Genomic DNA, 23,245 nt, shown 5'->3' with positions numbered 1-23,245 from the left:
GCGCGGAAACGAGGTCGACCCGATGAGCGATCCGATGACGCAGGTCCGCGAACGCAGCGGTGAGCAGCGGCGGGCCGAGATCGTCGACGTGCTGGTGGACGCCTTCGACGAGCTGATGCGCGCGGACGCGTCCGCATTCCGCAAGAAGTTCCGCAAGATGGCCGCCGACCCGTTCCGCTTCTACCGGGGCGCGGCCTGCCTGTTCTACAACGACATGGCCGGCACGGACGATCCCTGGGCCGACGAGCGCACCAGCCGGGTGTGGATCCAGGGAGACCTGCACGCGGAGAACTTCGGCACCTACATGGACTCCTCCGGTGTGCTGGTGTTCGACGTCAACGACTTCGACGAGGCCTACCTCGGCAGCTTCACCTGGGACCTCAAGCGGCTGGTGGCCAGTGTCGCCCTGATCGCGTGGACCAAGGCGATCTCCGACGCGGACATCGAGCAGCTGATCGAGACCTACGTCCGCGCGTACGTCCGGCAGGTGCGCCATTTCGCCGACCATCCCGGCGACGAGAAGTTCAGGCTGCAACTCGACACCACCGACGGACTGATCCACGACGTCCTGCTGCGCGCCAGGATGAACACCAGGGTGGAGCTGCTCGACAAGACAACGTCCATCCAGGACTACGAGCGCCGGTTCCGGCTCGGCCCCGGCGTGCGGGAGCTCGACGACCGGGAACACGCCGCCGCGCGCGCGGCGTTCGAGCGCTACCTGGAAACCATCCCCGCCAACAAGCGCTTCGAGAGCATCACCTACGTCGTGAAGAGCATCGTCGGCCGGAAGGGGTTCGGCATCGGATCGGCCGGGCTGCCCGCGTACAACGTCCTCGTCGAGGGGCGGACGCAGGCTCTGGAGAACGATGTCGTGCTGTCGATGAAGCAGGGCAACGTCGCCGCGCCGAGCCGCGTCGTGCACGACGAGCGGATCCACCAGTACTTCCTGCACCACGGACACCGGACCGCGGTGTCGCAGCGCGCGCTACAGGCGCACGCCGACCCGTGGCTCGGTCACACGGAGATGAACGGCACCGGGTTCGTGGTCTCGGAGCTGTCCCCCTACGTCAGCGACCTGGACTGGACGGACCTGACCGAACCCGCGGACATGGCGCCGGTGCTGGAGTACCTCGGCAGGGCGACCGCGAAGATGCACTGCGTCGCCGACGCGGACTCCGAGCAGACGCTGGTGGAGTTCCAGAGCGAGGACGCGATCGTCGCCGCGATCGGCCCCGACGAGACCGAGTTCGTGCGCTCACTGGTGGAGTTCGGGATGCGCTACGCCGTGCAGACAAGGGAAGACCACCGGCTGTTCGTCAACGCCTTCCGCAACGGCGAGATCCCCGGGGTGCAGTCTTCGGCACGGCGATGACCCAGTTGCTGCTCGGGCCTCTGCTCCGTCACGTCGGCGAGACGTCCGCGACGGTGTGGGTGGAGACCAGCCGTGCCTGTGAGGTCACCGTCGCGGGCCGGTCGGCGCGGACCTTCGAGGTGGCGGGCCACCACTACGCGCTGGTGGTGCTGACCGGCCTGGCACCGGGTACGAGCACGGAGTACGACGTGCGCCTCGACGGCCGCACAGTGTGGCCGGAACCGGGCTCCGACCTGCCGCCCAGCCGGATCCGCACGCTCGCCCCGGATGCGCCGTTCCGGCTGGTGTTCGGGTCGTGCCATCAGCCGCGGCACGACCGCGCGCACGGCACGGACGCGCTCGCCGTCTACGCCGGCAGGCTCGTGAAGCAGCCGGAAAGCCACTGGCCGCAGTCCCTGCTGCTGGCGGGAGACCAGGTCTACGCCGACGAGACCACCACGGAGATCCAGCGGTGGCTCGCCACCCGCCGCGACATCCGCCTGCCCCCGGGGACCGAGGTGGCGGACTTCGAGGAGTACTGCCATCTCTACTACGAGTCCTGGTCGGACCCGTTGCTGCGCTGGCTGATGTCGACCGTTCCGGTGTCGATGCTGTTCGACGACCACGATGTGCGCGACGACTGGAACATCTCCCGAGCCTGGCAGGAAAAGATGCGACGCAAGAGCTGGTGGCGCGAACGGCTGCGGGGCGGGTTCATCTCGTACTGGATCTACCAGCACATCGGCAACCTTGGGCCGGACGAACTCGCTCGGGACCCACTCTTCCAGCGAGTCACGCGGTCCGGTGTGGACAACGCGGACACGTTGCGCGAGTTCGCCGACATCGCCGACGACGAGGCGGACGGGCACAAGTCCGCGCGCTGGTCGTACTGCCGCAACTTCGGCCGGGTGCGGCTGCTGGCGGTCGACACCAGGGCAGGCCGGATACTCGCCGGCGGCAGGCGGTCGATGGTCAGCGAAGCGGAGTTCGAGTGGATCGAGGGCCACGCTCGGGGCGAGCAGGACCACCTGCTGATCGCCTCGACTCTGCCCTGGCTGCTTCCGGAGGCGATCTCGCACATGGAATCGGTGAACGAACGCGCGTGCCGCCGTCGCGGCCTCCGAGGCTGGTTGGCCGAGTGGCTCCGCCAGTGGCTCGACCTCGGACACTGGGCCGCGTTCCGTTCGTCATTCGACCGGCTGGCGCGGCTGGTCCGGTCCGTGGCGGCAAGCGAGGATGCGCCGACCACGATCGCGGTGCTTTCCGGGGACGTGCACCACGCCTACGTCGCCGAGGCCGCGTATCCGGAACAGCTTCGCTCGCGCGTGCACCAGGTCACCTGCTCGCCGGTGCACAACTCGGCCTCCCGCCTGTCGAGGTTGGCGTTCACCATCGGCTGGTGGCGGCCGATGGCGGCGGTGAGCAGGCGGTGGGCGACCTGGGCGGGCGTGCCGCGGCTGCCGGTGCGCTGGCGGCGCGTCTCCGGACCGCATTTCGGCAATGCGATCGCGACCATCGACGTGCGCGGTTCGGAGGCGGTCGCGTTCCTGGAGCAGGCGCGTGACGGCCGGCTGACCGCGCTGCCGCCGGTGCGCCTCTCCGGGCCGGACTGAACACCTCTCGTGAGTGCGCAGCCGAGTTAGAACACGGCTCCTCACTCACGAGCGGTGACCTGCGGAAACAGTGCGACTGGTCAGACGTAGTAGCCGTCCACCGGGACGCGTGCCTCCTCGAACAGCGCCGGACCGTCGAGCTGCACGCCCGGCAGGCCGTTGGGTGGTTTGAGGGTCGCGAGCTGTTCGGTGGAGAGGGCGAAGACGACGCGCCCGAGCCCCGAGCGTTCGATGGCGCCCGTGCACATGGGGCAGGGCTGGCAGCTCGTGTACATGGTGGTGGCGGCCGCGGTCGCGGCTTCGAGCTCGCGGGCCGCCCACCTGGCCAGCTTCAGCTCGGGATGAGCGGTGATGTCGGCGTCGGTGATGGAGCTGTTGCGGGCCTCGACGAGCACGCCGCCGTCCGGTCCCACCAGCAGCGATCCGAACGGTGGGTTCCCGTCCTCCCGCGCCGAGCCGGCCAGCTTGATCGCCCTGCGGAGAAACTGTTCGTCGTCCGGCATCGCTCGCTCCGTTCGTCTTTCTCGCAAAGATATCCGGAGCTGGCCAGGGCCGGAAGGAGATAGCGCCCTGAGGTTCACTGCGGCTCAGGTGTCCCGTTCGGCCAGACACAGGGTGAGCTGACGCCAAGGAACAGGACGCCATTCACATCCGCGTTCATGCTTATCCGGTAGCCGTTCTTCCTGTGCTCGGCGAACACCGCATCCGGTTTGTCGGCGAAGACGCCGAAGCCGTTCGCCCGCGTCCCCTCCCGAAGGACCGTTGCAGGCGGCGAGAATTCCCAGGACGGCCGCGATGAGCGGGAGCCGCGCCAACCTCGAACATCCGGTAGGCACGCGACTACACACGACCGGAGTCTGACACGAGCCGTGGGCCGAGTGGTTCCGGCAGAGCCGGAAAGACCCCTGTTCGGGTACGAAGCCGACGCCCGCCGACGGTCCATTTTCACGATGTCTCTGCGATTCCCGGCCGAACATGTCATGATCTCGTCGCAGGCCGATCACAGTCGGTAGTTCCGCACGTCGGCGAGGGGATCGCATGAGCGGATACGAAGCACGAATCGACGCTCTGCGGGCGGCGGCAAAGGCGGCACGTTCGGCGAGCGAGCAGGTGTCGGAGATCGACCTCGCGGGGGCGGTCGCGGGCGCAGGTGCCGGTATACCTGGCGCCCGCAGCGTCGGCTCGCTGTCGACCTTGGGCGAGGCGTGGCGTAGGGACCTCGCCAGCTGGGTCGCACGAGCTGACGGGTATGCCGACGCGCTCTCCACCGCTGCCCACAACTACGAAGTCAACGACGATGCTGCCGAGCGCGCCCTGCCTGCCCATGGCGACGAGACTCCACGGGTCGGGTAATGGTCGATTTCGCGAAGGTTCGCCGGTGGCAGCCGGAGCCGCTGGACCAGGCCGAGCACCAACTCAAGGGCCGGTCGGAGAAGCTGCTCGGGTTGGCGGATGAGTTCGCGGCGATGGGGACGCCCGCTTGCTGGGCGGGTGACGCGGCCGAGTTCGCCCGCCGGCGCCGCACGCGGGTCAGCGATCGGATGGAGCACATCGTCGCAGGCGTAGCGGCGGCGCGCTCCGCGCTGCGGAATGCCGCGGACGCGATCGTCGGGCTCAAGCACGGCGTCGCGGAGGCCGATGGCCTGGCCGCCTCACAGGGTTTCGCCATCGACGCCGACGGCGCGATCCGGGATGTGGCTCCGCCGTCGGACGTGCCGGCCGAGCATGCCGACGACGTCAGCCGAGAGCGGGCACGAATCCAGGCCGAGCTCTCCGACCGGGTGGAACAGATCATGCGGCGAGCCGCCGATATCGACAACGACCTTGCCACCGTCCTCGGCAGGGTCGCGAACGGAGAGATCGGTGACGACGGCGCTACGGACCTGGCCAGCGCCGCGACCGCCGGCGCCGGCCAGGGTGATCTGTCGGTGCTCGAGCCACCCAGCGGTAGGGGAACGCCCGGGGACAACGCCGGCTGGTGGGACACCCTGTCGAAAGCCGAACAGAGACGCATCATCAACGAGAATCCCGAGTGGATCGGCAACCGGGACGGCGTCCCCTATACGGCGCGCGACCACGCTAACCGCGCCTTGCTGGGCACCGAGAGGGCTCGGCTGCAGGAGGAAGCCCGCCGGCTGGAGGCCGACCTCGACGACAACATGTTCGGCGGCCTGTTCACCAACGACGACGCCCGACTCGACCAGGTCAGAGAGAAGCTCGAAGCAATTCGCACCATCGAAGGGACGCTCGCGAAGCCGGGCGAGCGCCAGCTTCTGCTGCTCGACCTGACCAACGAACGCGCCGAGGCGGCCATCTCCAACGGCAACGTCGACACCGCCGACCATGTCGCGGTCTTCACGCCGGGCCTCACCTCGAACGTGCCCGACAGCATGCAGGGCTATGACGGCAACATGGACCAGTTGCAGTTCCGTACCGAGGAAGAACTCCGTCGATACGGCGAGGACCCATCGGTCGCCACGGTCACCTGGATCGGCTACCAGGCGCCACAATGGAGCGAAACGATCATCGATGAGAACTCCGTAACCGAGGACCACGCCGCCAGGAAAGGCGCCGAGAAACTGGCCCCCTTCCTGCAGGGCATCGACACCGCTCGCGACACCGACGCGCACCTGACCGCCCTCGGGCACTCCTACGGTTCCACCACCACCGGCTTGGCGCTGCAGCAAAACACCGGCGTCGATGATGCCGTGTTCTTCGGCTCGCCCGGTCTGGGCACCGATCACCTGAACGAGATCAACGTGCCCGACGGCCATGCCACCTACATCGAAGCGAAGTGGGACGGAGTCGGCGATCTCGGCCACTTCGGTATCGACCCGAGCCACCTTGACGGGATGCAGCACGGATCGTCGGCCGAGGCGCAACATCCGGCGGACAGCGGCCGGACGCTCGCGGGCGTCACGGGGCACAGCGCATACCTGCGGGACGGCAGTACCAGTCAGTACAACATGAGTGTGACCATCGGCGGTATGTCGGACAAGATGGTCAGCGGCAACGACCGTGGCGTGACCGACGTGCTCAGCTGGCCGATCCCGGGAACCTACTGATGACCTTGCGACAAGCGATGGCGACCTTGATGGTCGCCCTGGCACTCACCGTGGCCGGCTGCGGCTCCGACCCGTCGAAGGATGCCAACATGAACACCTTGTTCACCGAGTTGATGCAACGACCGGACATCCAGACGGCCGAGGCCGACTATCAGGACCTGCTCGCCAGGATCAGGGACAAGCTTGTCGCGGACATCGGTATCGAACGCTGGACGCAAGACGGCGAACCCGTCAGCGGGTCGGCCTGCGTCGGCCAGTACGCGAAACTCGGCGCCGACGGCGAGATCCGTCGCTACAGCTCGGGCACGTCGCCCGGCAACATCGCCGACGCTGACTGGCCACGCGCGGTGGAAGTCGTCGCCGACCTGGCCGGCAGGCATGGATTCGGCGAGCCCCAGGTCGTCGTCGACCGCCCCGGCGACCACGAAGTCTCCCTCAAGGACGAGTACGGCGCCGAGCTGCTCTTCGGCACCGCCGTCAACACCACGCTCAGCCTCAGCACGGGATGCCACCTCACCCGCGAAGCCCACCAGCGCGGCATCCCTGCCGAGGAGGCGCCGCTGTACTGAGCGCCGGCAAGACACCCGGTAGCACGACGGCACGGCCTTCGCTCATCGACGCTTGCTGGCCGAGAACAGCAGGTACTCCCACTCCATCGTCCCGTTGCCGTGGCCGTGGCGACGGGCCAGCTCGACGAGTTCGCGGTCCAGCTCCTGCACGTGGTCCGGGGTGTCGGCGATCGCCCGGTAGACGGCGATGGTCGGGCCGTAGCAGGCTTTGAAGAAGTCGCGGAACTCCTCCGGGGTGCCGAAGCAGTCGACGGTGAGTTGCTCGCGGCGAGCGACGATATCGGTGACGCGGTCGCCCAGCAGTAAACGCACGTGGTCCTCGCGACCCCACAGCGGCGGGGGCTGTGCACCAACCGGGGGCGGCGGAGCGTAGGGCTTCATCGTCGCGAACATCTGGCCGATGAATCCCTCGGGGGTCCAGTTGATCAGGCCGATCCGGCCGCCTGGGCGTACGACACGAACGAGTTCGTCGGCGCTGGCTTGGTGGTGCGGCGCGAACATCACGCCGACACAGGAGATCACGGCGTCGAACTCGTCGTCGGCGAAGGGTAGCGCCTCGGCGTCGGCCGCACGCCAGTCAAGCGAAAGGCCCAGGTTCTCGGCCAACCGTCGCCCGGATGTGAGCAGCTCCGGAGTCAGGTCCGAGGCGACGACCTCGGCACCGGCAATGGCGGCGGGGATGGCCGCGTTGCCGGAGCCTGCCGCGACATCGAGGACCCGGTCGCCCGGTTTGATCCGGCAGGCCTCGACCAGGGCCGGGCCGAGCGCGGGGATGACGTCCGCGGCCACCGACGGGTAGTCGCCCAGAGCCCACATGGCGCGGTGCTTGGCCTTGATGTCTGTGGGATCAATCGCGTGAGCGGTCATGATGATCTCCTTGCTGGCTGGTCCGTCCAGGGTCGCCTGGTCCGGGTGGCCTGCTCCAGTCATGGATCTGAACCGCCTGCGGTTCAGGATCTGTACTGGCGCGCGCGTGTGGCCGGGGTGTCTACTGACTGAAGGGGCTGGTCAAGGAGGCGCGCCCATGTCGTCCTACGGTCAGTTCTGCCCGGTCGCCAAGGCGATGGAGTTACTGGACGAGCGCTGGACCCTGCTCGTTGTTCGCGAACTGCTCGCCGGCAGCGTGCGCTTCAACGACCTCCGCCGCGGCAACCCGAAAATGTCGCCGGCGCTGCTGGCCAAGCGGCTGCGCACCCTGGAACGGGCCGGTGTCGTCCGCCGCACCGTCGACGACGGCCGCAGCCGCTATACGTTGACGCCCTGCGGTGAAGAACTCCGCGGCATCGTCAACGGCCTCGGAGCCTGGAGTGTGCGTTGGATCGCCCAACTCGGGGACGAGGACCTCGACCCGCACCTGCTGATGTGGGACATCCGCCGCACGATCTCCATCGCTGCCTGGCCGCGTGGCCGGACCGTCGTCGCCTTCGAGTTCAACGACGTGGCACCCCGCGCTGCCCGGTGGTGGCTCTGCGTGGCCGGCGACGACGCCGACGTCTGCGACTACGACCCGGGTTTCGACGTCACCGCGACCGTGGCCACCAGCCTGCGCACCCTCATCGAAATCTGGCGCGGCGACCGCTCCTGGTCGCAGGCGCTGAAGGGCGACCTGCTCACCGTGACCGGGCCGAAATCAGTGTGCAGTCAGGTCCCCACCTGGCTGGGGCAGATGGGCCTCGCAGCCATCGACCGACCCTGAAGCGGCCTTGCGGCGGCGACGTCGTCAACGAACCAGTATGACGAGTCAGGACGGTATGGTCTCCGCTGATCTGCGGTCAGCTCGGCCCGCGCTGGAGGAACACGCGTGGATATCCGGGTAGAGCGTGTTAGCTACTCGTACGGGACACGGCAGGTCCTGTCAGGTTTGACGTGGCATGTGCGCCCGGGCATCACAGGTCTGCTGGGGCCGAACGGGGCGGGCAAGACAACTCTGTTGTCGCTGCTCGTCACGATGAACCGGTGCGCACGGGGACGGTGCTGGTTGGCGACAGTGACTTGAGCAGCCCCGCGGGGCGTCAGGCGGCGCGTCGGGTCATCGGCTACCTGCCCGAGCGGTTCTCGTTGGTTGCCGGCATGCGAGTGTGCGACACGGTGGCGTATGCGGCCTGGCTCAACGGCGTGCCGTACGCGGAGTTTTTCCATGTCGCGCGGTGTACCCTTGCTCGCGTCGGGCTCGCCGAACGCGAACGTTCCAGAGTTTGCGCGTTGTCCGGTGGTATGCGCCAACGACTCGGGATCGCGGCGGCGTTGGCACACGATCCAGCTGTCGTGATCATGGACGAGCCGACCGTCGGTCTCGATCCGAGCCAACGCCTCCAGTTGCGCGAGATGATCCACGAGATCAGTCGTGACCGTACCGTGGTGCTGTCCACGCATCTGGTTGAGGACGTGGCACACCTGTGCGATGAGGTGGCAATTATCGATGACGGACAGATGCAGTTCTCCGGTCCGGCACACAAACTGACATCGATGATCGACAACGCTCCCAGTGACAGCGCTCGCGGGTCGAAGCTGGAACGTGCCTACGATCACTTCCTCCGGCACGGGTGGCCCGAAGGATGAGACGGGGCCGTGGAGGCGCCGCGTGGCCGATGCCGCTGCTGAGTGTGGTGTTACCGGCCATCGCGATTACGGCGGTGGTGGCATTCGGGCTGGTGGGGCTGTTCGACAGACCGGTTGAGTGGCCACGCGTGTCGGCGGCCGTGCACGAGCAACTACTTTTGGCCGGACCGATCGCCGCCATGGCGTCCTACTTCTACTGCTCGAACTTGGCCGGACGCAGGGCGTTGCTGGCGCTGCCCACTGCACCGCGCGTTGGGTACGTATCAGTGCTGCGCAGCTTCACGCTCCTGTTGACATGGATGCTCTCGGCGTATCTGCTGCCGTTCGTTCCGCTGTTCGTGTACATGACCGCGACAGCGACCTACGGAAGCATCGATGTTTTTGCCGCGCTCGCCGGCCCGACAGGCATGGGCTTAGCTGTCGCGCTGGGTTGTGCCCTGGGAACGGTGCTGCCATATCCCGTACTGGCCCCGGCGGCCGCCGTGCTGGTGTTCTTGCTCTTCCAGCTGCCGAACGTGGCCGACCCCGCAGCGGCAGCGTTCGTGCCGACGCTCGGCCATCCCATGGCGTTGGGACACACTGAGAACCCGGTTCTTGTTGCGTACCGACTCGTGGCCATGCTGGTGCTCACCGCGTTCGCCCTCGGCCTGGCAGGCCTGGTGGCGCGACGAACCCAGCCGAGCGAGTTTGTCAGCTGGCGCACTGCGGGTGCACTGTGTGCTGTCGTCCTCCTGCTCGCAGTGCCGCTGGCCAATCCACCTCGTGCTGTCCTCGCCGAAGACGCCCCACCCAAAGCTTGCCGGTCAGTGGAAGGCGTGGAGGTCTGCCTGCACCAAGGACACCAACAGATGCTGGAGACCGCCGTGCCCATCGTGCGCACGCTCGTTGAAGCATACGGTAGCCGCCCCGAATACCTGGCCGCTGCTTATGAGTCCAGCCTGAATGCGCCGGATAACAAAACGACGGCGGAGTTCACGCCGTACACCACAGGGCCACTGGAAAGATCGATAGCGTTGAGCGTGTCGGGTCATCTCGCAGGGCTCGGGCCGTGTCGTACGGCATTGAGTTCCGGCAGAATCAGCGTCCACGAGTACGAAGTGCGCTCCGCCGAGCGCTACGCGCTTGCGACCTGGCTGCGCCAGCGTGCCCGCGTGGTGGCCGGTGAACCGGTTCCAGCGTCAGCAGGTGAGTTTTTCGACGGAGCGGACACCGCCCAAGTACGGTCCTGGCTCGCCGCCCATCGACAGCAACTCGCAGACTGTGAGCCGCTGCAGGGGACCGTGTAGTGGGCGGGTTGCGGCTCTTCCTCAGCGCGCGGGCGGCACTACCGATCAGCGCCCTATGGGTGCTGGCGACTCTCGTCTCGCTGCTGTTCGCCCGACGCGCCATTCCGGTGGACTATGCACGGTTCGACGAGGCTCGAGACATTCCGATCATCGAGTTCGTTCCCATCGTCATCGCGTGCATCGTGGCGGGTCTGCTCCGGCCACGCATGTACGAGTGGGAGCGCTTGGCCATCCGTCGGGTGGGCCTGCTGTGCGGAATGCTGACATTCACCACCACAGCCATAGCAGTACTTCCCGTTCTCCTTGCCACCACTCGTCTGCCCGACCGCGTGCCCTGGGAATTCGTGCCCGCCAACGTCGTGACCATCACGGCAGTCGCCTTTGCACTGGCCTCGCTGCTCGGCGCCACCACGGGCGCGGTGCTCACCCTGCTGGTGTTCCTCGGCGCCTGCCTCGTCCAGAATCTCGCGCCTGCGGCCGCACAAGTCATCATCCCGCTGGGACGAATCGAAGCCCCAGATCCGCACTGGCTGGCCGCCGGCACAGCGTGCCTGCTCAGCGTCGTCATCACTGCCTACACCCGAGGAGCCAGTGCTTGGTCACGAAGCCGGATCAAGAATGAAGGCTGAACAGACCGGCGGTGGTTCGGACCGTTCGCCGTCCCTGAAGCGGGCGCCGACCCAGCCATCTACGGGACACCAACCGCACGGTCGCCGAGTAACACCGCAACTCCGTCAGCTGCGTCTGAACCACAGATCCGCGACCAGACAGCTGTAACGGCGTGTGAGCGAGCTCGGATCGCGTGGCACGCTGATGCCCGGCTTCGCCACGAACAGTCGGGTCAGCTCCAGCCGGGCAAAGAAGAAACCCCCAGCTCAGCTGGGGGTTTCCGCCGTCTCAACCAGACGCGCGCCCGAAGGGATTCGAACCCCTAACCTTCTGATCCGTAGTCAGATGCTCTATCCGTTGAGCTACGGGCGCAGTGTTCAGTTGTTCCGACCGTAGTCGGTTGGTGCTCGGCGGACCGAGCCCCAGCGGAGGCTCCGGGATTTGAACCCGGGAGGGGGGGTTACCCCCAACCGCATTAGCAGTGCGGCGCCATAGACCAGACTAGGCGAAGCCTCCCAGGTCGCGACCACTGCTGAGATAGCGTACACAGCCCGCTCGATCCCGGGCAAAGCACCCCCCGGTCCGTCCGCTGAGCAGCGACGACGGACCGGGGCGCGGCCGCGTCGACCTCACTCCGCCGTGGCGAACCGCACGAACGGCGTCAGCGACTCCGGGTTCGCCAGCGCGTCGCGGCTGACCGCACGCTCGGGGGCGACCCCGGTCAGGATCTTCTTGACCGGCACCTCGCACTTCTTCCCGTTCAGCGTTCGCGGCACCTCGTCGACCACGATGAACCGGTCCGGCACGTGCCGCGGCGACAGCGCGCTCCGCAGCTCCTTGCGCAGCGTCGGCTCCAGCTCCTCCAGCTTCGTCCCCGGCGCGAGCACCAGGAAGCACAGGAGCTCGCCCTCCTCCTGCGAGGAGGTGTCGATCACCAGCGAGTCGGCGATCTCGTCGTGCGCCTCGACGACCCGGTAGAACTCCGCCGTACCCATCCGCACGCCACCGCGGTTGAGCGTCGAGTCGCTGCGCCCGTAGATGATCGCCGAGCCGCGCTCCGTGATCTTGATCCAGTCACCGTGCCGCCACTTGCCCGGATAGTCCTCGAAGTATGCCTCCCGCAGCCGCGAGCCTTCCGGGTCGTTCCAGAAGAACACCGGCATCGAGGGCATCGGCTTGGTGATCATCAGCTCGCCGACCTGGTCGATCACCGGATTCCCGGCCTCGTCGTAGGCCTCCACGGCCGCACCGAGACACCGGCACGACAGCTCCCCCAGCCACACCGGCACGTCCGGCGCCGAGCCGACGAACGCCGTGCACAGGTCCGTCCCGCCGGAAACGGAACAGATCTGCACGTGCTCGCCGACCTCGTCGGCGATCCAGCGGAACCCCTCCACGCTCAGCGGCGCCCCGGTGGAGCCGAGCGCCCGCATCGCGGACAGGTCGTATTCCGCCGCCGGCCGCAGATGCGCCTTCAGGCAGGTCTGCACGAACGGCGCCGACGTGCCGAAGTAGGTGACCCGGTGCTTCTCCGCCAGCCGCCACAGCACGTTCAGGTCCGGGTAGCCGGGGCTGCCGTCGAACAGCACGATCGCCGATCCGACCAGCAGGCCGGAGACCAGGAAGTTCCACATCATCCAGCCGGTCGTGGTGAACCAGAAGAACCGCTCCCCCGGCCCGAGGTCGCTCTGCAACGCGAGCGCCTTGAGATGCTCCACGGTGATCCCGCCGTGCCCCTGCACGATGCCCTTCGGCAACCCAGTCGTCCCCGACGAGTACAGCACCCACAGCGGGTGGTCGAACTCCACCGGGTCGAACTCCAGCGGCGCACCGGCGTGTTCCGCCAGCACCGTGTCCCAGTCGAGCGCGCCCGGCACGGTGCCGCCGCCCGCGTAGTCGACCAGCAGGGTCGCCGCCAGCCCCGGCAACGTCGAACGCAACTCCTCCACGGTCGGCCGCGTGTCGAACGAGCGCCCGTTGTAGACATAACCGTTGACGGCGATGAGCACCTTCGGCTCGATCTGGACGAACCGGTCGGCAACCGCGCGCACACCGAAGTCAGGCGAACACGACGACCAGGTCGCACCGAGGCTCGCCGCGGCGAGGAAGGCCACCAGCGTCTGCGGGCAGTTCGGCGCGAGCGCCACCACCCGGTCGCCCTTCTCGACACCGAGTGCGCGCAGCGTGGCCCGCGCGGCCGCCACCTGCGAGCGCAGCCGCCCGTACGTCAGCTCCTCGGTGAGCCCGTCCTCGCGCTGGAAGATCACCGCGGGATCGTCGTCGGCCTTGGCCGCACCGGCGACCCCACCGGTCAGCGCGTGCTCGGCGTAGTTCAGCGTCCCGCCCTCGAACCACCGCGCGCCCGGCATCTCGGTGCCCGAAAGGACCTGGCCGGGCCGGTCGTGCCAGCGCACACCGAGGTACTCGGTGACGGCGGACCAGAACTCCGGCAGCGAACGGGTCGAGAACTCCCACAGCTCGGCGTAGTCGGTGACGTGCACATCCCGTTCACTGCGCAGCCACTGGCGGAAACCTTCGATCTTGGTGTCGGCGATCCGGCCTGCGTCCGGGCGCCACAGGACTTCGGGAGCGTCAGCAGTCATGGCGCGAGCCTAGGCCAGCGAGGCAACCATTTCCTCGGCCATCGACAGCAGCCGCGGTGGATCGACCGGCGTGACCGTCACCCAGTCACCGCCCCGCCGCAGCGCGTACCGCCCCTCGTCGGTATCCACCCAGTTCACCGTGCTCGGCGCGCGCAGCCACTGCCCGTTCCGGCCGGCCACGCTCGCCCCGAACCACCCGCCGCCCGATCGCTTCGTCAGCGCCCGTAGCAGCGTGTTCGCCTCCGGCGGGCGCACGCCGGCGTTCCGCAGCACACCGAGGAAGCCGGCCGCCCCGTCGACCTCACCGTGGCGGCACGCCCGCGTGTAGTCGGCCGACCGCACGTTGCCCGGACTCCCGACGCCCGCGGGCAACGGGGCGAGTGCGTCGAACATGGCGGGTACGAGCTGGGGCCGCCGCAGCGGACCGAGGCGCACGTCGGCGTCCGCGACCCCGGCCGCGACGACTCCACCGGGCCCGGCCGCACCGATCGCCCGGAAGGACCCGTCCACACTGCTGGTTTGCAGGTCGAGCCGCAGTTCCGGCGCGGCGAGCGCCCGCAGCATCGCCGCCAGGTCCGCGGCGGGCTCCGCGACCGTCCCGAGGCCACGTTCGGCCAATGCCCGGTCGGCGACACCGATGAGCTCGGCCCGTGCGGCGGCCGTCCGCCCGGCATGCGGGATCTCCAGTACCGCCGGGAGATCCCCGAGTCCGAGCGCCGACCAGACGAAGTAGAGCTCGCCGGGATGCAACATGATCCACCCGGACTCGCCGTCGCGCACTAGTGGCCCCCGCGCGGGTCGTCCGCCCCGAGCACCGGCGGCACCACGGGCACCTGCGAGCCCCACACGTCGTCGTCCTCCTGCAGGTAGCTCGGCGTCGCGTGCTCCGTGTCGTCACCTCCCGGCCGCGCCGCGGCGGCGCCACCCATGGGCATTCCGGCCGGTCCGCCCATGCCGCGAGCGGCACCGGACGCGGCCGCGGGACCGCTCGCCGCGGGCATCCCCGCCTGGCCGGGGCCGACTCCCGTGCGGGCGCCCGCTCCGTACTGCTCACCGGCGGCGGCGCCGGACGGTGGCATCGCCGGCTGCCCGGCCCCGGTCGCGGCCCCGCCGGGCACGCCCGCGCCTCCCGGCGCGCCGGGAGCACCCGGCCCACCCGGGGTGACGCCGCTCGCCGAGGTCTCGTCGTCCGGCGGCTCCTCGCCGGGAGGCTCGGACGGCGGCTCGTCCGGGACGAGCAGTGGCCGCCGCACCGGGCTGGTGAAGCTGGGCACCCTGCCGTGCAGGTCACGGGACTCGCGCTGGTACTGCTCCATCACCTCGGCTGCCTGCCGGTGCAGCTCCCGCACGCGCTGACGGTCCTGCTCGGGATCGACCAGAAGCTCGGGCCCGGTCCAGAAGCCGCCCGCCGACATCGGCGTCGTGCCCTCCGACGGCCCCGGGCGCGAGTCGGACCCCGGCGCCGCCGGCTGGAACACCAGTGGCGGTTCCGGCATGCCGCGCTGCGCCCGGCTCGCCAGCGCCGCCTGCTCGCTGACACAGCCGGAGACGGCGTTGCTGCCGTCCGCGGTCTCCTCCGTCCAGCCGGCAAGCCGGTTCACCGTGTCCCGTGCCTGGTCCGCGGCCGCCCCCTGCCAGCCGTCCGCGGCCGCCTCGATCGCCTGCCGCAGCTCCCGACCGACGTCCTCCAGCTCGTTGCCCAGCCTCGACCACCCCGCGGCGACGTCCGTCGCGCCTTCGAGATCGAGGCCGCTGGTGGCCATCTGGTACAGCTCGCGGTGCGAGTAGGTCATCCAGTCGACGTCCTCGCCGATGTCCTCCGGTTCGGGTTCCGGCTGCGGCCAGGGATAGGGCAGGCAGTGGGTCGGATACGGCCGCTGCGCTGTCATCGGTCCTCCCCGCCTTCGCCCGCGCGGGCGATCAGCTCGCCTGCCTCCTCGTCCGTGTCGGCGAGGATGCCGGCGGCCCTGCGCACGATCGACTCGAACATCTCCAGCTGGTCACTGAACTCCTCGAGCACCGGAATGGCCGCGTCCGGGCCGCCGGAGGCCGCGGCGCGCAACCGCTCGCTCATGGCCTGCGCGACGAAGTTGTCCCCGAGGCGCAACGGCCGGTCGATGCCCTCGCCGCTGTCTGCGATCAGGTTGTGCACCCTAGCCTGGACGGCGGCGATCGAGGCGAGCAGCCTGCGGGCCGCGTCCTCGTCCAGCCGCAGGTCACCCGTCCGCACGCGCTCGTGCACGACCTCCAGCTCCTTGGCCACCGGCGCCAGCGCGGCGGCGGCGCCTGCCGCGAAGGCCGCGCCAGGAGACAGCGCCGGTTCCCCGACGTCGGCCACGACGATCACCCCACCCGGTCAGCGACTTGCAGCCCAGCACTGTACTGCGCTGGGACGCCGAGCATGACCGTTTCGTTCCAGATCCACCGGATCAGCGCAGGTGCGCGTCGAACCAACTCAACGTGCGCTGCCACGCCTCCTCCGCGGCACCGGGATCGGCGTCGAAGCGATGGTTGGCGCCGGGGTAGCGGACCACGTTGGTCGCCACGTCCGCCGCCGAAGCAGCCTCCCGCAGCCGCTCGACCTCGGTACCGCCTGCCTCGTCACCCGCGTCGCCGTAGATCCCGAGCCACGGGCTGGTCAGCCTGCCCGCGATGTCGACAAGCGCGGGCAGGTCGTCGGACACCGGCTCGCTGATGCCCTGGCCACCGACGCTCACCGCGGCGCCGAGCTTGCGGCTGGAGGCCACGACGAGCGCCGCCGTGCCACCGAGGTCGAAGCCCACCACGCCGAGCAGGTCACCCCGTATCCCACGGTCGACCAGCCAGGCGAGCGTGATGTCGGTGGCCGTGAGCACGTCCTCGCCGCTGAGCCGTCCACGGATCTCGTAGATGTGCGGCGCGACGGCAAGCCAGCCCTCGTCCGCGAGACTGGAGACGAGCAGCCGCACCCCATCGGTCACGCCCTCGGCCTCGTGCAGCACGACGAGCCCTCCGCGCACGACGTTCTCCGGCTCGGCGAATGTGACCCGGAGTGCACGCCCGTCGGACCGGTGGTAGTCCTGGGTGTACGTCTTCGTCATAGACCTACTCAACCACTGGGTACGCGACCCGAGTCAACGTGAGCTGGAAGATATTTCGCGAGATAGGTTGGGCGAGCAGAAGTTCTTCCGACCGACGAGGAGCGCCAGCCATGTCCTCCGCCATCCCGACGCGGGCCGATCTCGAGTCGCTGCCGTCCTACGTGCCGGGGCGCACGGTGCCCGGCGCGATCAAGCTCGCCAGCAACGAGGTTCCGGGTGGCCCCCTGCCGAGTGTCGCCGACGCGATCGCGCGGGCGGCCGCCGACGCGAACCGCTATCCGGACATGGGCGCATGGGCGCTGGTCGACCGGCTCGCCCAGGAGCTGGACGTGCCCGCCGACCGGGTATCCGTCGGTTGCGGCTCGGTGTCGCTGTGCCAGCAGCTCGTCCAAGGGCTGTGCGAGCCGGGCGACGAGGTGCTCTTCGCGTGGCGTTCGTTCGAGGCCTACCCGATCATCACGCAGGTGGCCAACGCGCGGCACATCACGGTGCCGCTGGACAAGGACCACCGGCACGACCTGGACGCCATGCTCGCCGCCATCACGCCGAGGACACGGCTGGTGTTCGTGTGCAACCCGAACAACCCGACGGGCACCGCCGTGCGCCGCGAGGAGCTGGCCCGCTTCCTCGACGCGGTGCCGCCGGACGTGCTCGTGGTGCTCGACGAGGCCTACCGCGAGTTCGTCACCGACGCCAACGTGCCGGACGGCCTCGAATTCGCCCGCACCCGGCCGAACGTGGCCGTGCTGCGCACGTTCTCCAAGGCGTACGGGCTGGCCGGCCTGCGGGTGGGGTACGGGGTCGCGCCGGAGGAGGTGACCCGCGCCGTGCGCAAGGTGTACGTGGCGTTCAGCGTCAACTCGGTGGCGCAGGCGGCGGCGATGGCCTCGCTCGACGTCGCCGACGAGCTGCTCGCCCGGTGCGCCGACATCGCGCTCGAACGGACGAGGGTGTACGACGCGCTGCTGGCGGCAGGCTACGCCGTGCCGGAGACGCAGGCGAACTTCGTGTGGCTGCCACTCGGCGAGCAGAGCACGCTGTTCGCCGAGCACGCGATGGAGCACAAGGTGGTGGTGCGGCCGTTCGCGGGTGAGGGCGTGCGGGTCACGATCGGCACACCGGAGGAGAACGACGTGTTCCTGGAGGCCGCGCGCAGCTTCCCCGCGGCGTGAGTCAGAGCTGGCGCACGATCAGCTGGACGATCGCCGCGACACCGACCACCACGATGACGATGCGCAGGACCAGCGGGCTCAGCTTGCGGCCGATGCGGGCGCCGAGCAGGCCGCCCAGCACCGAGCCACCCGCAAGCAGGCCGACCACCGGCCAGCTGATCGGGGCGATGAACGCGTACACCGTGCCCGCGACGACGTTGACCACGGCCGCCAGCACGTTCTTGATGCCGTTGAGGCGCTGGATCGGCTCGCTCAGCAGCATGCCCATGATCGCCATCAGCAGCACGCCCTGCGCCGCGGTGAAGTAGCCGCCGTACACGCCCACCAGGAAGACCAGGAAGAACAGCAGCGGCCCGCTCCGGTGGGTCCGCTTGCCCTTCTGCTCCTTGATCTCGCGACGGCTGAGCACCCAGGTCGACACCCTCGGCTGCACCAGCACCAGCACCACGGCGAGCCCGACCAGGCCGGGGACCACCGTCTCGAACGCGTCCGGCGGCAGCGACAGCAGCAGCGCGGTGCCGCCGAGCGCGCCTGCGAAGGAGGCGATACCGAAGGTCAGCAACCGCCGCGCCTGGCCGCGGATTTCGTGCCGGTAGCCGATCGCACCGCTGATGGTGCCTGGCGCCAGGCCGATGGCGTTCGACGTGGTCGCCGTCAACGGCGGGTAGCCGAGCGCCACCAGGGTCGGGAAGGTGACGAGCGTCCCCGAGCCGACCACCGTGTTGATCATGCCCGCCCAGATACCGGTGGCGGCGATCAGGACGGCGTGCCACCAGACCATCGGCCGCTACACCAGCACTCGTTGAGCGTTCACGAGTCGGACCCTAGGTAACGGCAAACCAGCGCACGCGCCGAGGCGCGTATACAGTGTTCAGTATCACGCTGCCGCGTACGACGTTTCACCGCTGCCGCACGGGGTAGCCACGACCGAAACCGTACGAGGGAGGTTACGAGTGGACACCACGAGGTTGCGCGAGCTGGTCACCACCGACGGCCCGTTCGCCTCGGTCTACTTCGAGGACACGCACGCCACCGCCGACGCCGCGAAGATCCTCGACCTCACGTGGCGCGAGCTTCGCGAGGACCTGGCCGGACAGGGTGCGCCTCAGCCGACGCTGGACGCGCTGGAGACCGCCGTCCGGGACAGCGCACCGCCGGTGGGCCGCAGCGGCCGCGGCCTGATCGCGGCGGGCGACCGGGTGCTGGTGGACCACCGGCTCGACGAACCGCCTGCCACCTCCGTGGCCAGGGTGTCCGACCTGCCCTACGTGCTCCCGCTGGCGGAGTACGGCGAGCTGCCGCCGCCGCACGTCATCGTGATCGTCGATCACGTCGGCGCCGACCTCACCGTCGTCGACGCTCGCGGCCGGGTCGTCGACGAGCACACCACCGAGGGCGCCGAACACCCCGTGCACAAGGTTCGCGGCGGCGGCTTCGCGCACCGCGACATGCAGGCGCACACCGAGGAGACCGTCCGGCACAACATCGACCAGGTGGCCGAGGACGTCGCCAAGTCCGCCAAGGGCAACGGCGCGACGCTGGTGGTGGTCGCGGGCGAGATGCAGGCCCGCAAGGCGCTCTACGAGGCGCTTCCGGAGCAGGTCCAGCAGTACGTGGTCGAGCTGAACAGCGGCGGCCGTCATCAGGGCGCCGCGAACGACGAGCTCCAGCAGCAGGTCGGCGACCTGCTGGTGGAGTTCAAGCGGCAGCGCCGCGCCCGGGAGATCGAGCGCTTCCGCGGTTCGCTCGGCCAGCGGACCGGCCTCGCAGTGCAGGGCCTGGAGGCCACCACCACCGCGCTGCAGGACGCCAATGTCGAGACGTTGCTCGCGGGCCGCCCGGGCGACGCGGACGTCTTCACCGGCCCCGAACCCACACAACTGAGCATGCAGGAAGCCGAGCTGAAGGCCTATGGTGTCGAGCAGCCCAACAGTCGGCGGGCCGACGAGGCGCTGGCGCTGGCTGCGATCGCCGCCAGGGCGACGATCGTCCACACCGGTGACGAACTCGACCTCGCCGAGGGGTTCGGCGCGATTCTTCGCCACGACTGAGAAGGCGGCGGCATTGGTGTCTACTGTAGGCGGGACCCGTTGAATGGCTGGCAAGACACTGAGGTGAACGTGACCGAGAACGACCCGCCGTCACACGACGTGGGTGTACAGGACGACATCGAGCTGCGACTGGGCGCGAGCCTGGTCCACTTGCCCATCATCCGCTCCGTGGCCGCCAACATCGCGATCAGAGCCGACTTCGACCTGGACGCGATCGCCGATCTGCGGCTTGCCGTGGATGAGGCGTGCTCCACGCTGATCACCCGCTCGGCACCGGAGAGCACGATGGTCTGCCGGTTCACGATCAACGCCCACGAGCTGCGGTTCACCGGTACCGTCACGTCGGACGGCGACGAGGCTCCGAGCACCGGCTCGTTCGGCTGGCGAGTGCTCACGACGCTGGCCGACGCGGCCGACTCCTGGGTGGAACCGAGCACGATGAACGGGCACGCCAACCTGATCCACATCGAGCTGACGAAGCGGAAGCCAACGCCTACGTGACCGAATCCAGAACCAAAGGATCGCGCAACACCTCGGACGATTACGAGCACCTCGGCCCCCTTTTCGAGGAGTTCGCGACGCTCGAGGAGGACGACCCGCGCCGCACCGAGCTGCGCGATGAGCTGGTCACCGGCCACCTGCCGCTGGCCGAGCACATCGCGCAGCGCTTCTCCGGCCGCGGCGTGGCGAAGGAGGACCTGGTCCAGGTCGCCAGGGTGGGCCTGATCAACGCCGTGGACCGGTTCGATCCGGCGCGCGGTTCGGACTTCCTCTCGTTCGCGGTGCCCACGGTGATGGGCGAGGTCCGGCGGCACTTCCGGGACACCGGCTGGGTGATCCGCGTGCCGCGCAGGCTCAAGGAACTGCATCTGTCGATCAACAACGCGAGCACACAGCTCTCCCAGCGACTTGGCCGCGCGCCCACACCGAGCGAGATCGCCGCGCACCTGGGTCTGAGCCCCGAGGAGGTCTACGAGGGCCTGGAAGCGGGCAACGCCTACCACTCGATGTCGCTGGACGAGGTGCTCTCCGGTGACACCGAGAACCTGGCGCTCGGGGACACTCTCGGCGAGGACGACGCGGCCCTCGAGGGCGTGGAGAACCACGAGACGCTGCAGCCGCTGGTGAAGGAGTTGCCGGAGCGGGAGCGCAGGATCCTCGCGCTGCGCTTCGTGCACAACATGACGCAGACCCAGATCGCGGAGCGGATCGGCATCTCCCAGATGCACGTCTCCCGCCTGCTGGCGCGCACGCTGGACGCGTTGCGCGAAGGGCTGGTCGAGGACGCGAAGGACGCCTGAGCGTTCGGCGGCACGATCGTTTCAGTTCGTTCCGCCGCGGGTAGCCGAGGCGGTATGTCCGGTGAGCCTGGCCCGAGGTGGCACGAACCCATGCTCGCCACGCTCACCGACCGCTACTTCTCCGACGAGAACTGGCTGTTCGAACGCAAGCTCGACGGCGTGCGGTGCGTGTGCGTCCGCGAGGACGGGCAGCGGCCGCGGCTGTGGTCGCGCAACCGCAGGCTCATGGACAGCAGCTATCCGGAGATCGCCGAGGCGGTGGCCGCCCAGGGTGGTGACAGCTTCGTCGTGGACGGCGAGATCGTCGCCTTCGACGGCAACCAGACCAGTTTCGCCAGGCTCCAGCCGCGCATCCACCTCGGGGACCCGCAGCGCGCCCGAGCCACCGGCATCCCGGTCTTCTACTACCTGTTCGACCTGCTGGAGTACGGCGGCACGGACGCCACCCGGCTGCCGCTGCGCCGGCGCAAGGACCTGCTGCGGCGGGCTTTCGACTTCGACGACCCGCTCCGGCTCTCCACCCACCGCAACACCGAGGGCGAGCGCTTCCTCCGGCACGCGTGCGAGCGAGGCTGGGAGGGCCTGATCGCCAAGCGCGCGGACGCCCCGTACGGCCGCGGCCGTACGCGCGACTGGCTGAAGTTCAAGTGCGTCAAGGAGCAGGAGTTCGTGATCGGCGGATTCTCCGATCCGCCCGGTTCCCGTGCCGGGTTCCGGGCGCTGCTGCTCGGCTACCACGACGACGGCGGCGGACTCCGCTACGCGGGCAAAGTTGGCACCGGCTACGACCAGGCGATGCTGCGCCTGCTGCGCGAGCGGATGGACCGGCTGGAGCAGCCGTCGTCGCCGTTCGCCGAACGGGTGCGGGAACCGGGGGCCCACTGGGTCCGCCCGGAGCTCGTCGTGCAGGTGCGCTTCTCCGAGTGGACGGGCGACGGGAAGCTGCGTCACCCTCGGTTCACGGGGCTGCGCAACGACAAACCGGCGACCGAGGTGGTACGGGAGACGCGTTAGGGGAGGCCATGGCACGAGCGATCTGGAGCGGGGCCCTCAACTTCGGCCTGGTGACGGTGCCCGTCGAGCTCTACAGCGCGACCGAGGACCATACGATCCACTTCCGGCAGTTTCAGCGGGACACCTCGGACCGCATCCGGTACCGGCGCGTCAACGAGCGCACCGGCGAGGAGGTGCCCTACGAGGAGATCGTCAAGGGCTACGAGCTGGAGGACGGCGAGTACGTCCTGATCGAGCCCGAGGAGCTGGAGCAGATCGCCCCCGGTCGCTCCCGGACGATCGACATCGACGCATTCGTCGACCTGGACGAGATCGATCCGATCTACTTCCAGAAGACGTACTGGCTCGCGCCCTCCAAGGAGGAGTTCGCACGAGCGTACAGCCTCCTGATCGAGGCGATGAGCAAGACGAACCGCGCCGGGATCGCCCGATTCGTGATGCGCGGCAAGGAGTACATCGCGGCGGTCCGGGCGGGCGGCGGCGTGCTGGCGCTGGAGACGCTGCACTTCGCCGAAGACGTCCGTGATCCGGCCAAGGAGATCCGCAAGCTCCCCGCGGAGACGAAGGTCCGCGGGAAGGAGGTCGACATGGCGGTGAGCCTGATCGACTCCATGACCGACGAATGGCAGCCCGAGGAGTACCGCGACACCTACACCGAAAGGGTGAAGCAACTCATCGAGGACAAGCGGGCCGGGCGCACGATCTCGCCTGCGGAGGAGCCGCCGGAGGCCACCAGGGTGGTGGATCTCTTCGACGCGCTCTCCCGCAGTGTCGAGGGCCGCAAGCGCAAACGCGGCGGCCGGCAGGAGCGGCGGCGCACCGAGCCGGACCTCTCCGAGCTCAGCAAGGGCGATCTGGACAAGATGGCCCGTGAGCTGGACATCAAGGGCCGTTCGAAGATGACGCGGGCGCAGCTGGAGGAGGCGGTCCGTGAGGCGAGGGAGCCGGAGCGCAGGCGAGCCTCGTGAGTGC

23 protein-coding genes, 2 tRNA genes and 1 pseudogene are annotated in these 23,245 nt (G+C 69.0%); 16 read left to right on the top strand and 10 right to left on the bottom strand.

Annotation, left to right across the window (positions count from 1 at the left end; genetic code table 11):
- Window positions 1–22 precede the first annotated feature (22 nt).
- On the top strand, window positions 23–1,372 hold the full coding sequence (locus JAP66_RS07565) for a DUF2252 domain-containing protein (RefSeq protein WP_199430878.1): 1,350 nt from the start codon (window positions 23–25) through the stop codon (window positions 1,370–1,372).
- Window positions 1,369–2,964: an alkaline phosphatase D family protein gene (locus JAP66_RS07560; protein WP_199430877.1), complete on the top strand. Its 1,596-nt coding sequence runs from the start codon at window positions 1,369–1,371 to the stop codon at window positions 2,962–2,964. Before JAP66_RS07565 ends, JAP66_RS07560 begins: the two co-directional genes overlap by 4 nt.
- Window positions 2,965–3,044: 80 nt before the next feature.
- On the opposite strand, the gene JAP66_RS07555 is transcribed toward JAP66_RS07560, so the two are convergent.
- The gene (locus JAP66_RS07555; RefSeq protein ID WP_199430876.1) at window positions 3,045–3,467 is read right to left on the bottom strand and encodes a nucleoside deaminase; all 423 of its coding nucleotides are present in this window, start codon (window positions 3,465–3,467) and stop codon (window positions 3,045–3,047) included.
- A gap of 535 nt (window positions 3,468–4,002) precedes the next feature.
- On the opposite strand from JAP66_RS07555, the gene JAP66_RS07550 reads away from it, so the two are divergent.
- Genes JAP66_RS07550 through JAP66_RS07540 form a run of 3 tightly spaced genes read left to right on the top strand, consistent with a single transcriptional unit; the run spans window position 4,003 to window position 6,598 of the window.
- Window positions 4,003–4,317: a hypothetical protein gene (locus JAP66_RS07550; RefSeq protein ID WP_199430875.1), complete on the top strand. Its 315-nt coding sequence runs from the start codon at window positions 4,003–4,005 to the stop codon at window positions 4,315–4,317.
- A complete protein-coding gene (locus tag JAP66_RS07545) occupies window positions 4,317–6,029 on the top strand; it encodes an alpha/beta hydrolase (protein ID WP_199430874.1) in 1,713 nt (570 codons plus the stop codon). The genes JAP66_RS07550 and JAP66_RS07545 overlap by 1 nt, the downstream gene beginning before the upstream one ends.
- Complete coding sequence (locus JAP66_RS07540; protein WP_235998833.1) at window positions 6,029–6,598, top strand: LppA family lipoprotein; 570 nt, start codon at window positions 6,029–6,031, stop codon at window positions 6,596–6,598. The genes JAP66_RS07545 and JAP66_RS07540 overlap by 1 nt, the downstream gene beginning before the upstream one ends.
- 42 nt (window positions 6,599–6,640) lie before the next feature.
- Here JAP66_RS07540 and JAP66_RS07535 read toward each other — a convergent pair whose 3' ends face one another.
- Complete coding sequence (locus JAP66_RS07535) at window positions 6,641–7,465, bottom strand: class I SAM-dependent methyltransferase (protein WP_199430873.1); 825 nt, start codon at window positions 7,463–7,465, stop codon at window positions 6,641–6,643.
- 61 nt (window positions 7,466–7,526) lie between these two features.
- Between JAP66_RS07535 and JAP66_RS07530 the strand changes: the two genes are divergently transcribed.
- From JAP66_RS07530 to JAP66_RS07515, 5 genes and pseudogenes are all read left to right on the top strand, one after another.
- Window positions 7,527–8,294 (top strand): winged helix-turn-helix transcriptional regulator, encoded by a 768-nt coding sequence (locus JAP66_RS07530; RefSeq protein ID WP_199430872.1) that lies wholly within the window; start codon window positions 7,527–7,529, stop codon window positions 8,292–8,294.
- A gap of 105 nt (window positions 8,295–8,399) precedes the next feature.
- Window positions 8,400–8,824, top strand: a pseudogene (locus JAP66_RS33155) (ATP-binding cassette domain-containing protein); the annotation flags it as partial.
- Window positions 8,813–9,157: an AAA family ATPase gene (locus JAP66_RS33150; protein ID WP_372448948.1), complete on the top strand. Its 345-nt coding sequence runs from the start codon at window positions 8,813–8,815 to the stop codon at window positions 9,155–9,157. The pseudogene JAP66_RS33155 and the gene JAP66_RS33150, both read left to right, overlap by 12 nt.
- 29 nt (window positions 9,158–9,186) lie before the next feature.
- A complete protein-coding gene (locus JAP66_RS07520; RefSeq protein ID WP_199430871.1) occupies window positions 9,187–10,443 on the top strand; it encodes a hypothetical protein in 1,257 nt (418 codons plus the stop codon).
- Window positions 10,443–11,072, top strand: a complete 630-nt coding sequence (locus JAP66_RS07515) for a hypothetical protein (protein WP_199430870.1) — start codon at window positions 10,443–10,445, stop codon at window positions 11,070–11,072. The genes JAP66_RS07520 and JAP66_RS07515 overlap by 1 nt, the downstream gene beginning before the upstream one ends.
- Window positions 11,073–11,351: 279 nt before the next feature.
- Here JAP66_RS07515 and JAP66_RS07510 read toward each other — a convergent pair.
- From JAP66_RS07510 to JAP66_RS07480, 7 genes are all read right to left on the bottom strand, one after another.
- A tRNA-Arg gene (locus JAP66_RS07510) sits at window positions 11,352–11,424 on the bottom strand.
- 54 nt (window positions 11,425–11,478) lie between these two features.
- Window positions 11,479–11,568 (bottom strand) — tRNA-Ser (locus JAP66_RS07505).
- Window positions 11,569–11,681: 113 nt separating this feature from the next.
- Window positions 11,682–13,655, bottom strand: a complete 1,974-nt coding sequence (locus JAP66_RS07500; protein WP_199430869.1) for an acetoacetate--CoA ligase — start codon at window positions 13,653–13,655, stop codon at window positions 11,682–11,684.
- A 9-nt stretch (window positions 13,656–13,664) separates the two neighbouring features.
- A complete protein-coding gene (locus tag JAP66_RS07495; RefSeq protein ID WP_199430868.1) occupies window positions 13,665–14,408 on the bottom strand; it encodes an ESX secretion-associated protein EspG in 744 nt (247 codons plus the stop codon).
- 26 nt (window positions 14,409–14,434) lie between these two features.
- Complete coding sequence (locus tag JAP66_RS07490; RefSeq protein ID WP_199430867.1) at window positions 14,435–15,544, bottom strand: PPE domain-containing protein; 1,110 nt, start codon at window positions 15,542–15,544, stop codon at window positions 14,435–14,437.
- On the bottom strand, window positions 15,541–15,993 hold the full coding sequence (locus tag JAP66_RS07485; RefSeq protein ID WP_199430866.1) for a hypothetical protein: 453 nt from the start codon (window positions 15,991–15,993) through the stop codon (window positions 15,541–15,543). Before JAP66_RS07485 ends, JAP66_RS07490 begins: the two co-directional genes overlap by 4 nt.
- A 91-nt stretch (window positions 15,994–16,084) precedes the next feature.
- Complete coding sequence (locus JAP66_RS07480) at window positions 16,085–16,735, bottom strand: dienelactone hydrolase family protein (RefSeq protein WP_199430865.1); 651 nt, start codon at window positions 16,733–16,735, stop codon at window positions 16,085–16,087.
- Between the two features lie 110 nt (window positions 16,736–16,845).
- Between JAP66_RS07480 and hisC the strand changes: the two genes are divergently transcribed.
- The gene (gene hisC, locus JAP66_RS07475; protein WP_199430864.1) at window positions 16,846–17,907 is read left to right on the top strand and encodes a histidinol-phosphate transaminase; all 1,062 of its coding nucleotides are present in this window, start codon (window positions 16,846–16,848) and stop codon (window positions 17,905–17,907) included.
- A 1-nt stretch (window position 17,908) separates the two neighbouring features.
- Here the strand turns inward: hisC and JAP66_RS07470 are convergent, their stop codons facing one another.
- Window positions 17,909–18,688 carry a sulfite exporter TauE/SafE family protein gene (locus tag JAP66_RS07470; protein WP_199430863.1) on the bottom strand — a complete coding sequence of 260 codons (780 nt, stop codon included), beginning with the start codon at window positions 18,686–18,688 and terminating at the stop codon, window positions 17,909–17,911.
- Between the two features lie 172 nt (window positions 18,689–18,860).
- Between JAP66_RS07470 and JAP66_RS07465 the strand changes: the two genes are divergently transcribed.
- The 5 genes from JAP66_RS07465 (at window position 18,861) to ku (ending at window position 23,241) form a co-directional block, all read left to right on the top strand.
- The gene (locus JAP66_RS07465; RefSeq protein WP_199430862.1) at window positions 18,861–19,958 is read left to right on the top strand and encodes an Rv2629 family ribosome hibernation factor; all 1,098 of its coding nucleotides are present in this window, start codon (window positions 18,861–18,863) and stop codon (window positions 19,956–19,958) included.
- Window positions 19,959–20,027: 69 nt separating this feature from the next.
- Window positions 20,028–20,459: an ATP-binding protein gene (locus JAP66_RS07460; protein ID WP_199430861.1), complete on the top strand. Its 432-nt coding sequence runs from the start codon at window positions 20,028–20,030 to the stop codon at window positions 20,457–20,459.
- Entirely contained in the window at window positions 20,456–21,259 is an 804-nt protein-coding gene (locus JAP66_RS07455) for a SigB/SigF/SigG family RNA polymerase sigma factor (protein ID WP_199430860.1), read from the top strand. The genes JAP66_RS07460 and JAP66_RS07455 overlap by 4 nt, the downstream gene beginning before the upstream one ends.
- Before the next feature lie 90 nt (window positions 21,260–21,349).
- Window positions 21,350–22,273, top strand: a complete 924-nt coding sequence (gene ligD, locus JAP66_RS07450) for a non-homologous end-joining DNA ligase (RefSeq protein WP_199430859.1) — start codon at window positions 21,350–21,352, stop codon at window positions 22,271–22,273.
- Window positions 22,274–22,281: 8 nt separating this feature from the next.
- Window positions 22,282–23,241 carry a non-homologous end joining protein Ku gene (gene ku / locus JAP66_RS07445; protein ID WP_199430858.1) on the top strand — a complete coding sequence of 320 codons (960 nt, stop codon included), beginning with the start codon at window positions 22,282–22,284 and terminating at the stop codon, window positions 23,239–23,241.
- Window positions 23,242–23,245 lie beyond the last annotated feature (4 nt).

Source organism: Qaidamihabitans albus, from assembly GCF_016464705.1.
Lineage (GTDB): Bacteria > Actinomycetota > Actinomycetes > Mycobacteriales > Pseudonocardiaceae > Qaidamihabitans > Qaidamihabitans albus.
This window is presented reverse-complemented; position numbering and strand designations above follow the sequence as displayed.

What these genes read in the sequence shown, in the direction of transcription:
- JAP66_RS07565 (WP_199430878.1), top strand. Translation starts at nt 23, where the DNA reads ATGAGCGATCCGATGACGCAGGTCCGCGAACGCAGCGGTGAGCAGCGG.
- JAP66_RS07560 (WP_199430877.1), top strand. Translation starts at nt 1,369, where the DNA reads ATGACCCAGTTGCTGCTCGGGCCTCTGCTCCGTCACGTCGGCGAGACG.
- JAP66_RS07555 (WP_199430876.1), bottom strand. Translation starts at nt 3,467, where the DNA reads ATGCCGGACGACGAACAGTTTCTCCGCAGGGCGATCAAGCTGGCCGGC.
- JAP66_RS07550 (WP_199430875.1), top strand. Translation starts at nt 4,003, where the DNA reads ATGAGCGGATACGAAGCACGAATCGACGCTCTGCGGGCGGCGGCAAAG.
- JAP66_RS07545 (WP_199430874.1), top strand. Translation starts at nt 4,317, where the DNA reads ATGGTCGATTTCGCGAAGGTTCGCCGGTGGCAGCCGGAGCCGCTGGAC.
- JAP66_RS07540 (WP_235998833.1), top strand. Translation starts at nt 6,029, where the DNA reads ATGACCTTGCGACAAGCGATGGCGACCTTGATGGTCGCCCTGGCACTC.
- JAP66_RS07535 (WP_199430873.1), bottom strand. Translation starts at nt 7,465, where the DNA reads ATGACCGCTCACGCGATTGATCCCACAGACATCAAGGCCAAGCACCGC.
- JAP66_RS07530 (WP_199430872.1), top strand. Translation starts at nt 7,527, where the DNA reads ATGGATCTGAACCGCCTGCGGTTCAGGATCTGTACTGGCGCGCGCGTG.
- JAP66_RS33150 (WP_372448948.1), top strand. Translation starts at nt 8,813, where the DNA reads ATGCGCCAACGACTCGGGATCGCGGCGGCGTTGGCACACGATCCAGCT.
- JAP66_RS07520 (WP_199430871.1), top strand. Translation starts at nt 9,187, where the DNA reads ATGCCGCTGCTGAGTGTGGTGTTACCGGCCATCGCGATTACGGCGGTG.
- JAP66_RS07500 (WP_199430869.1), bottom strand. Translation starts at nt 13,655, where the DNA reads ATGACTGCTGACGCTCCCGAAGTCCTGTGGCGCCCGGACGCAGGCCGG.
- JAP66_RS07495 (WP_199430868.1), bottom strand. Translation starts at nt 14,408, where the DNA reads ATGTTGCATCCCGGCGAGCTCTACTTCGTCTGGTCGGCGCTCGGACTC.
- JAP66_RS07490 (WP_199430867.1), bottom strand. Translation starts at nt 15,544, where the DNA reads ATGACAGCGCAGCGGCCGTATCCGACCCACTGCCTGCCCTATCCCTGG.
- JAP66_RS07480 (WP_199430865.1), bottom strand. Translation starts at nt 16,735, where the DNA reads ATGACGAAGACGTACACCCAGGACTACCACCGGTCCGACGGGCGTGCA.
- hisC (WP_199430864.1), top strand. Translation starts at nt 16,846, where the DNA reads ATGTCCTCCGCCATCCCGACGCGGGCCGATCTCGAGTCGCTGCCGTCC.
- JAP66_RS07470 (WP_199430863.1), bottom strand. Translation starts at nt 18,688, where the DNA reads ATGGTCTGGTGGCACGCCGTCCTGATCGCCGCCACCGGTATCTGGGCG.
- ligD (WP_199430859.1), top strand. Translation starts at nt 21,350, where the DNA reads ATGCTCGCCACGCTCACCGACCGCTACTTCTCCGACGAGAACTGGCTG.
- ku (WP_199430858.1), top strand. Translation starts at nt 22,282, where the DNA reads ATGGCACGAGCGATCTGGAGCGGGGCCCTCAACTTCGGCCTGGTGACG.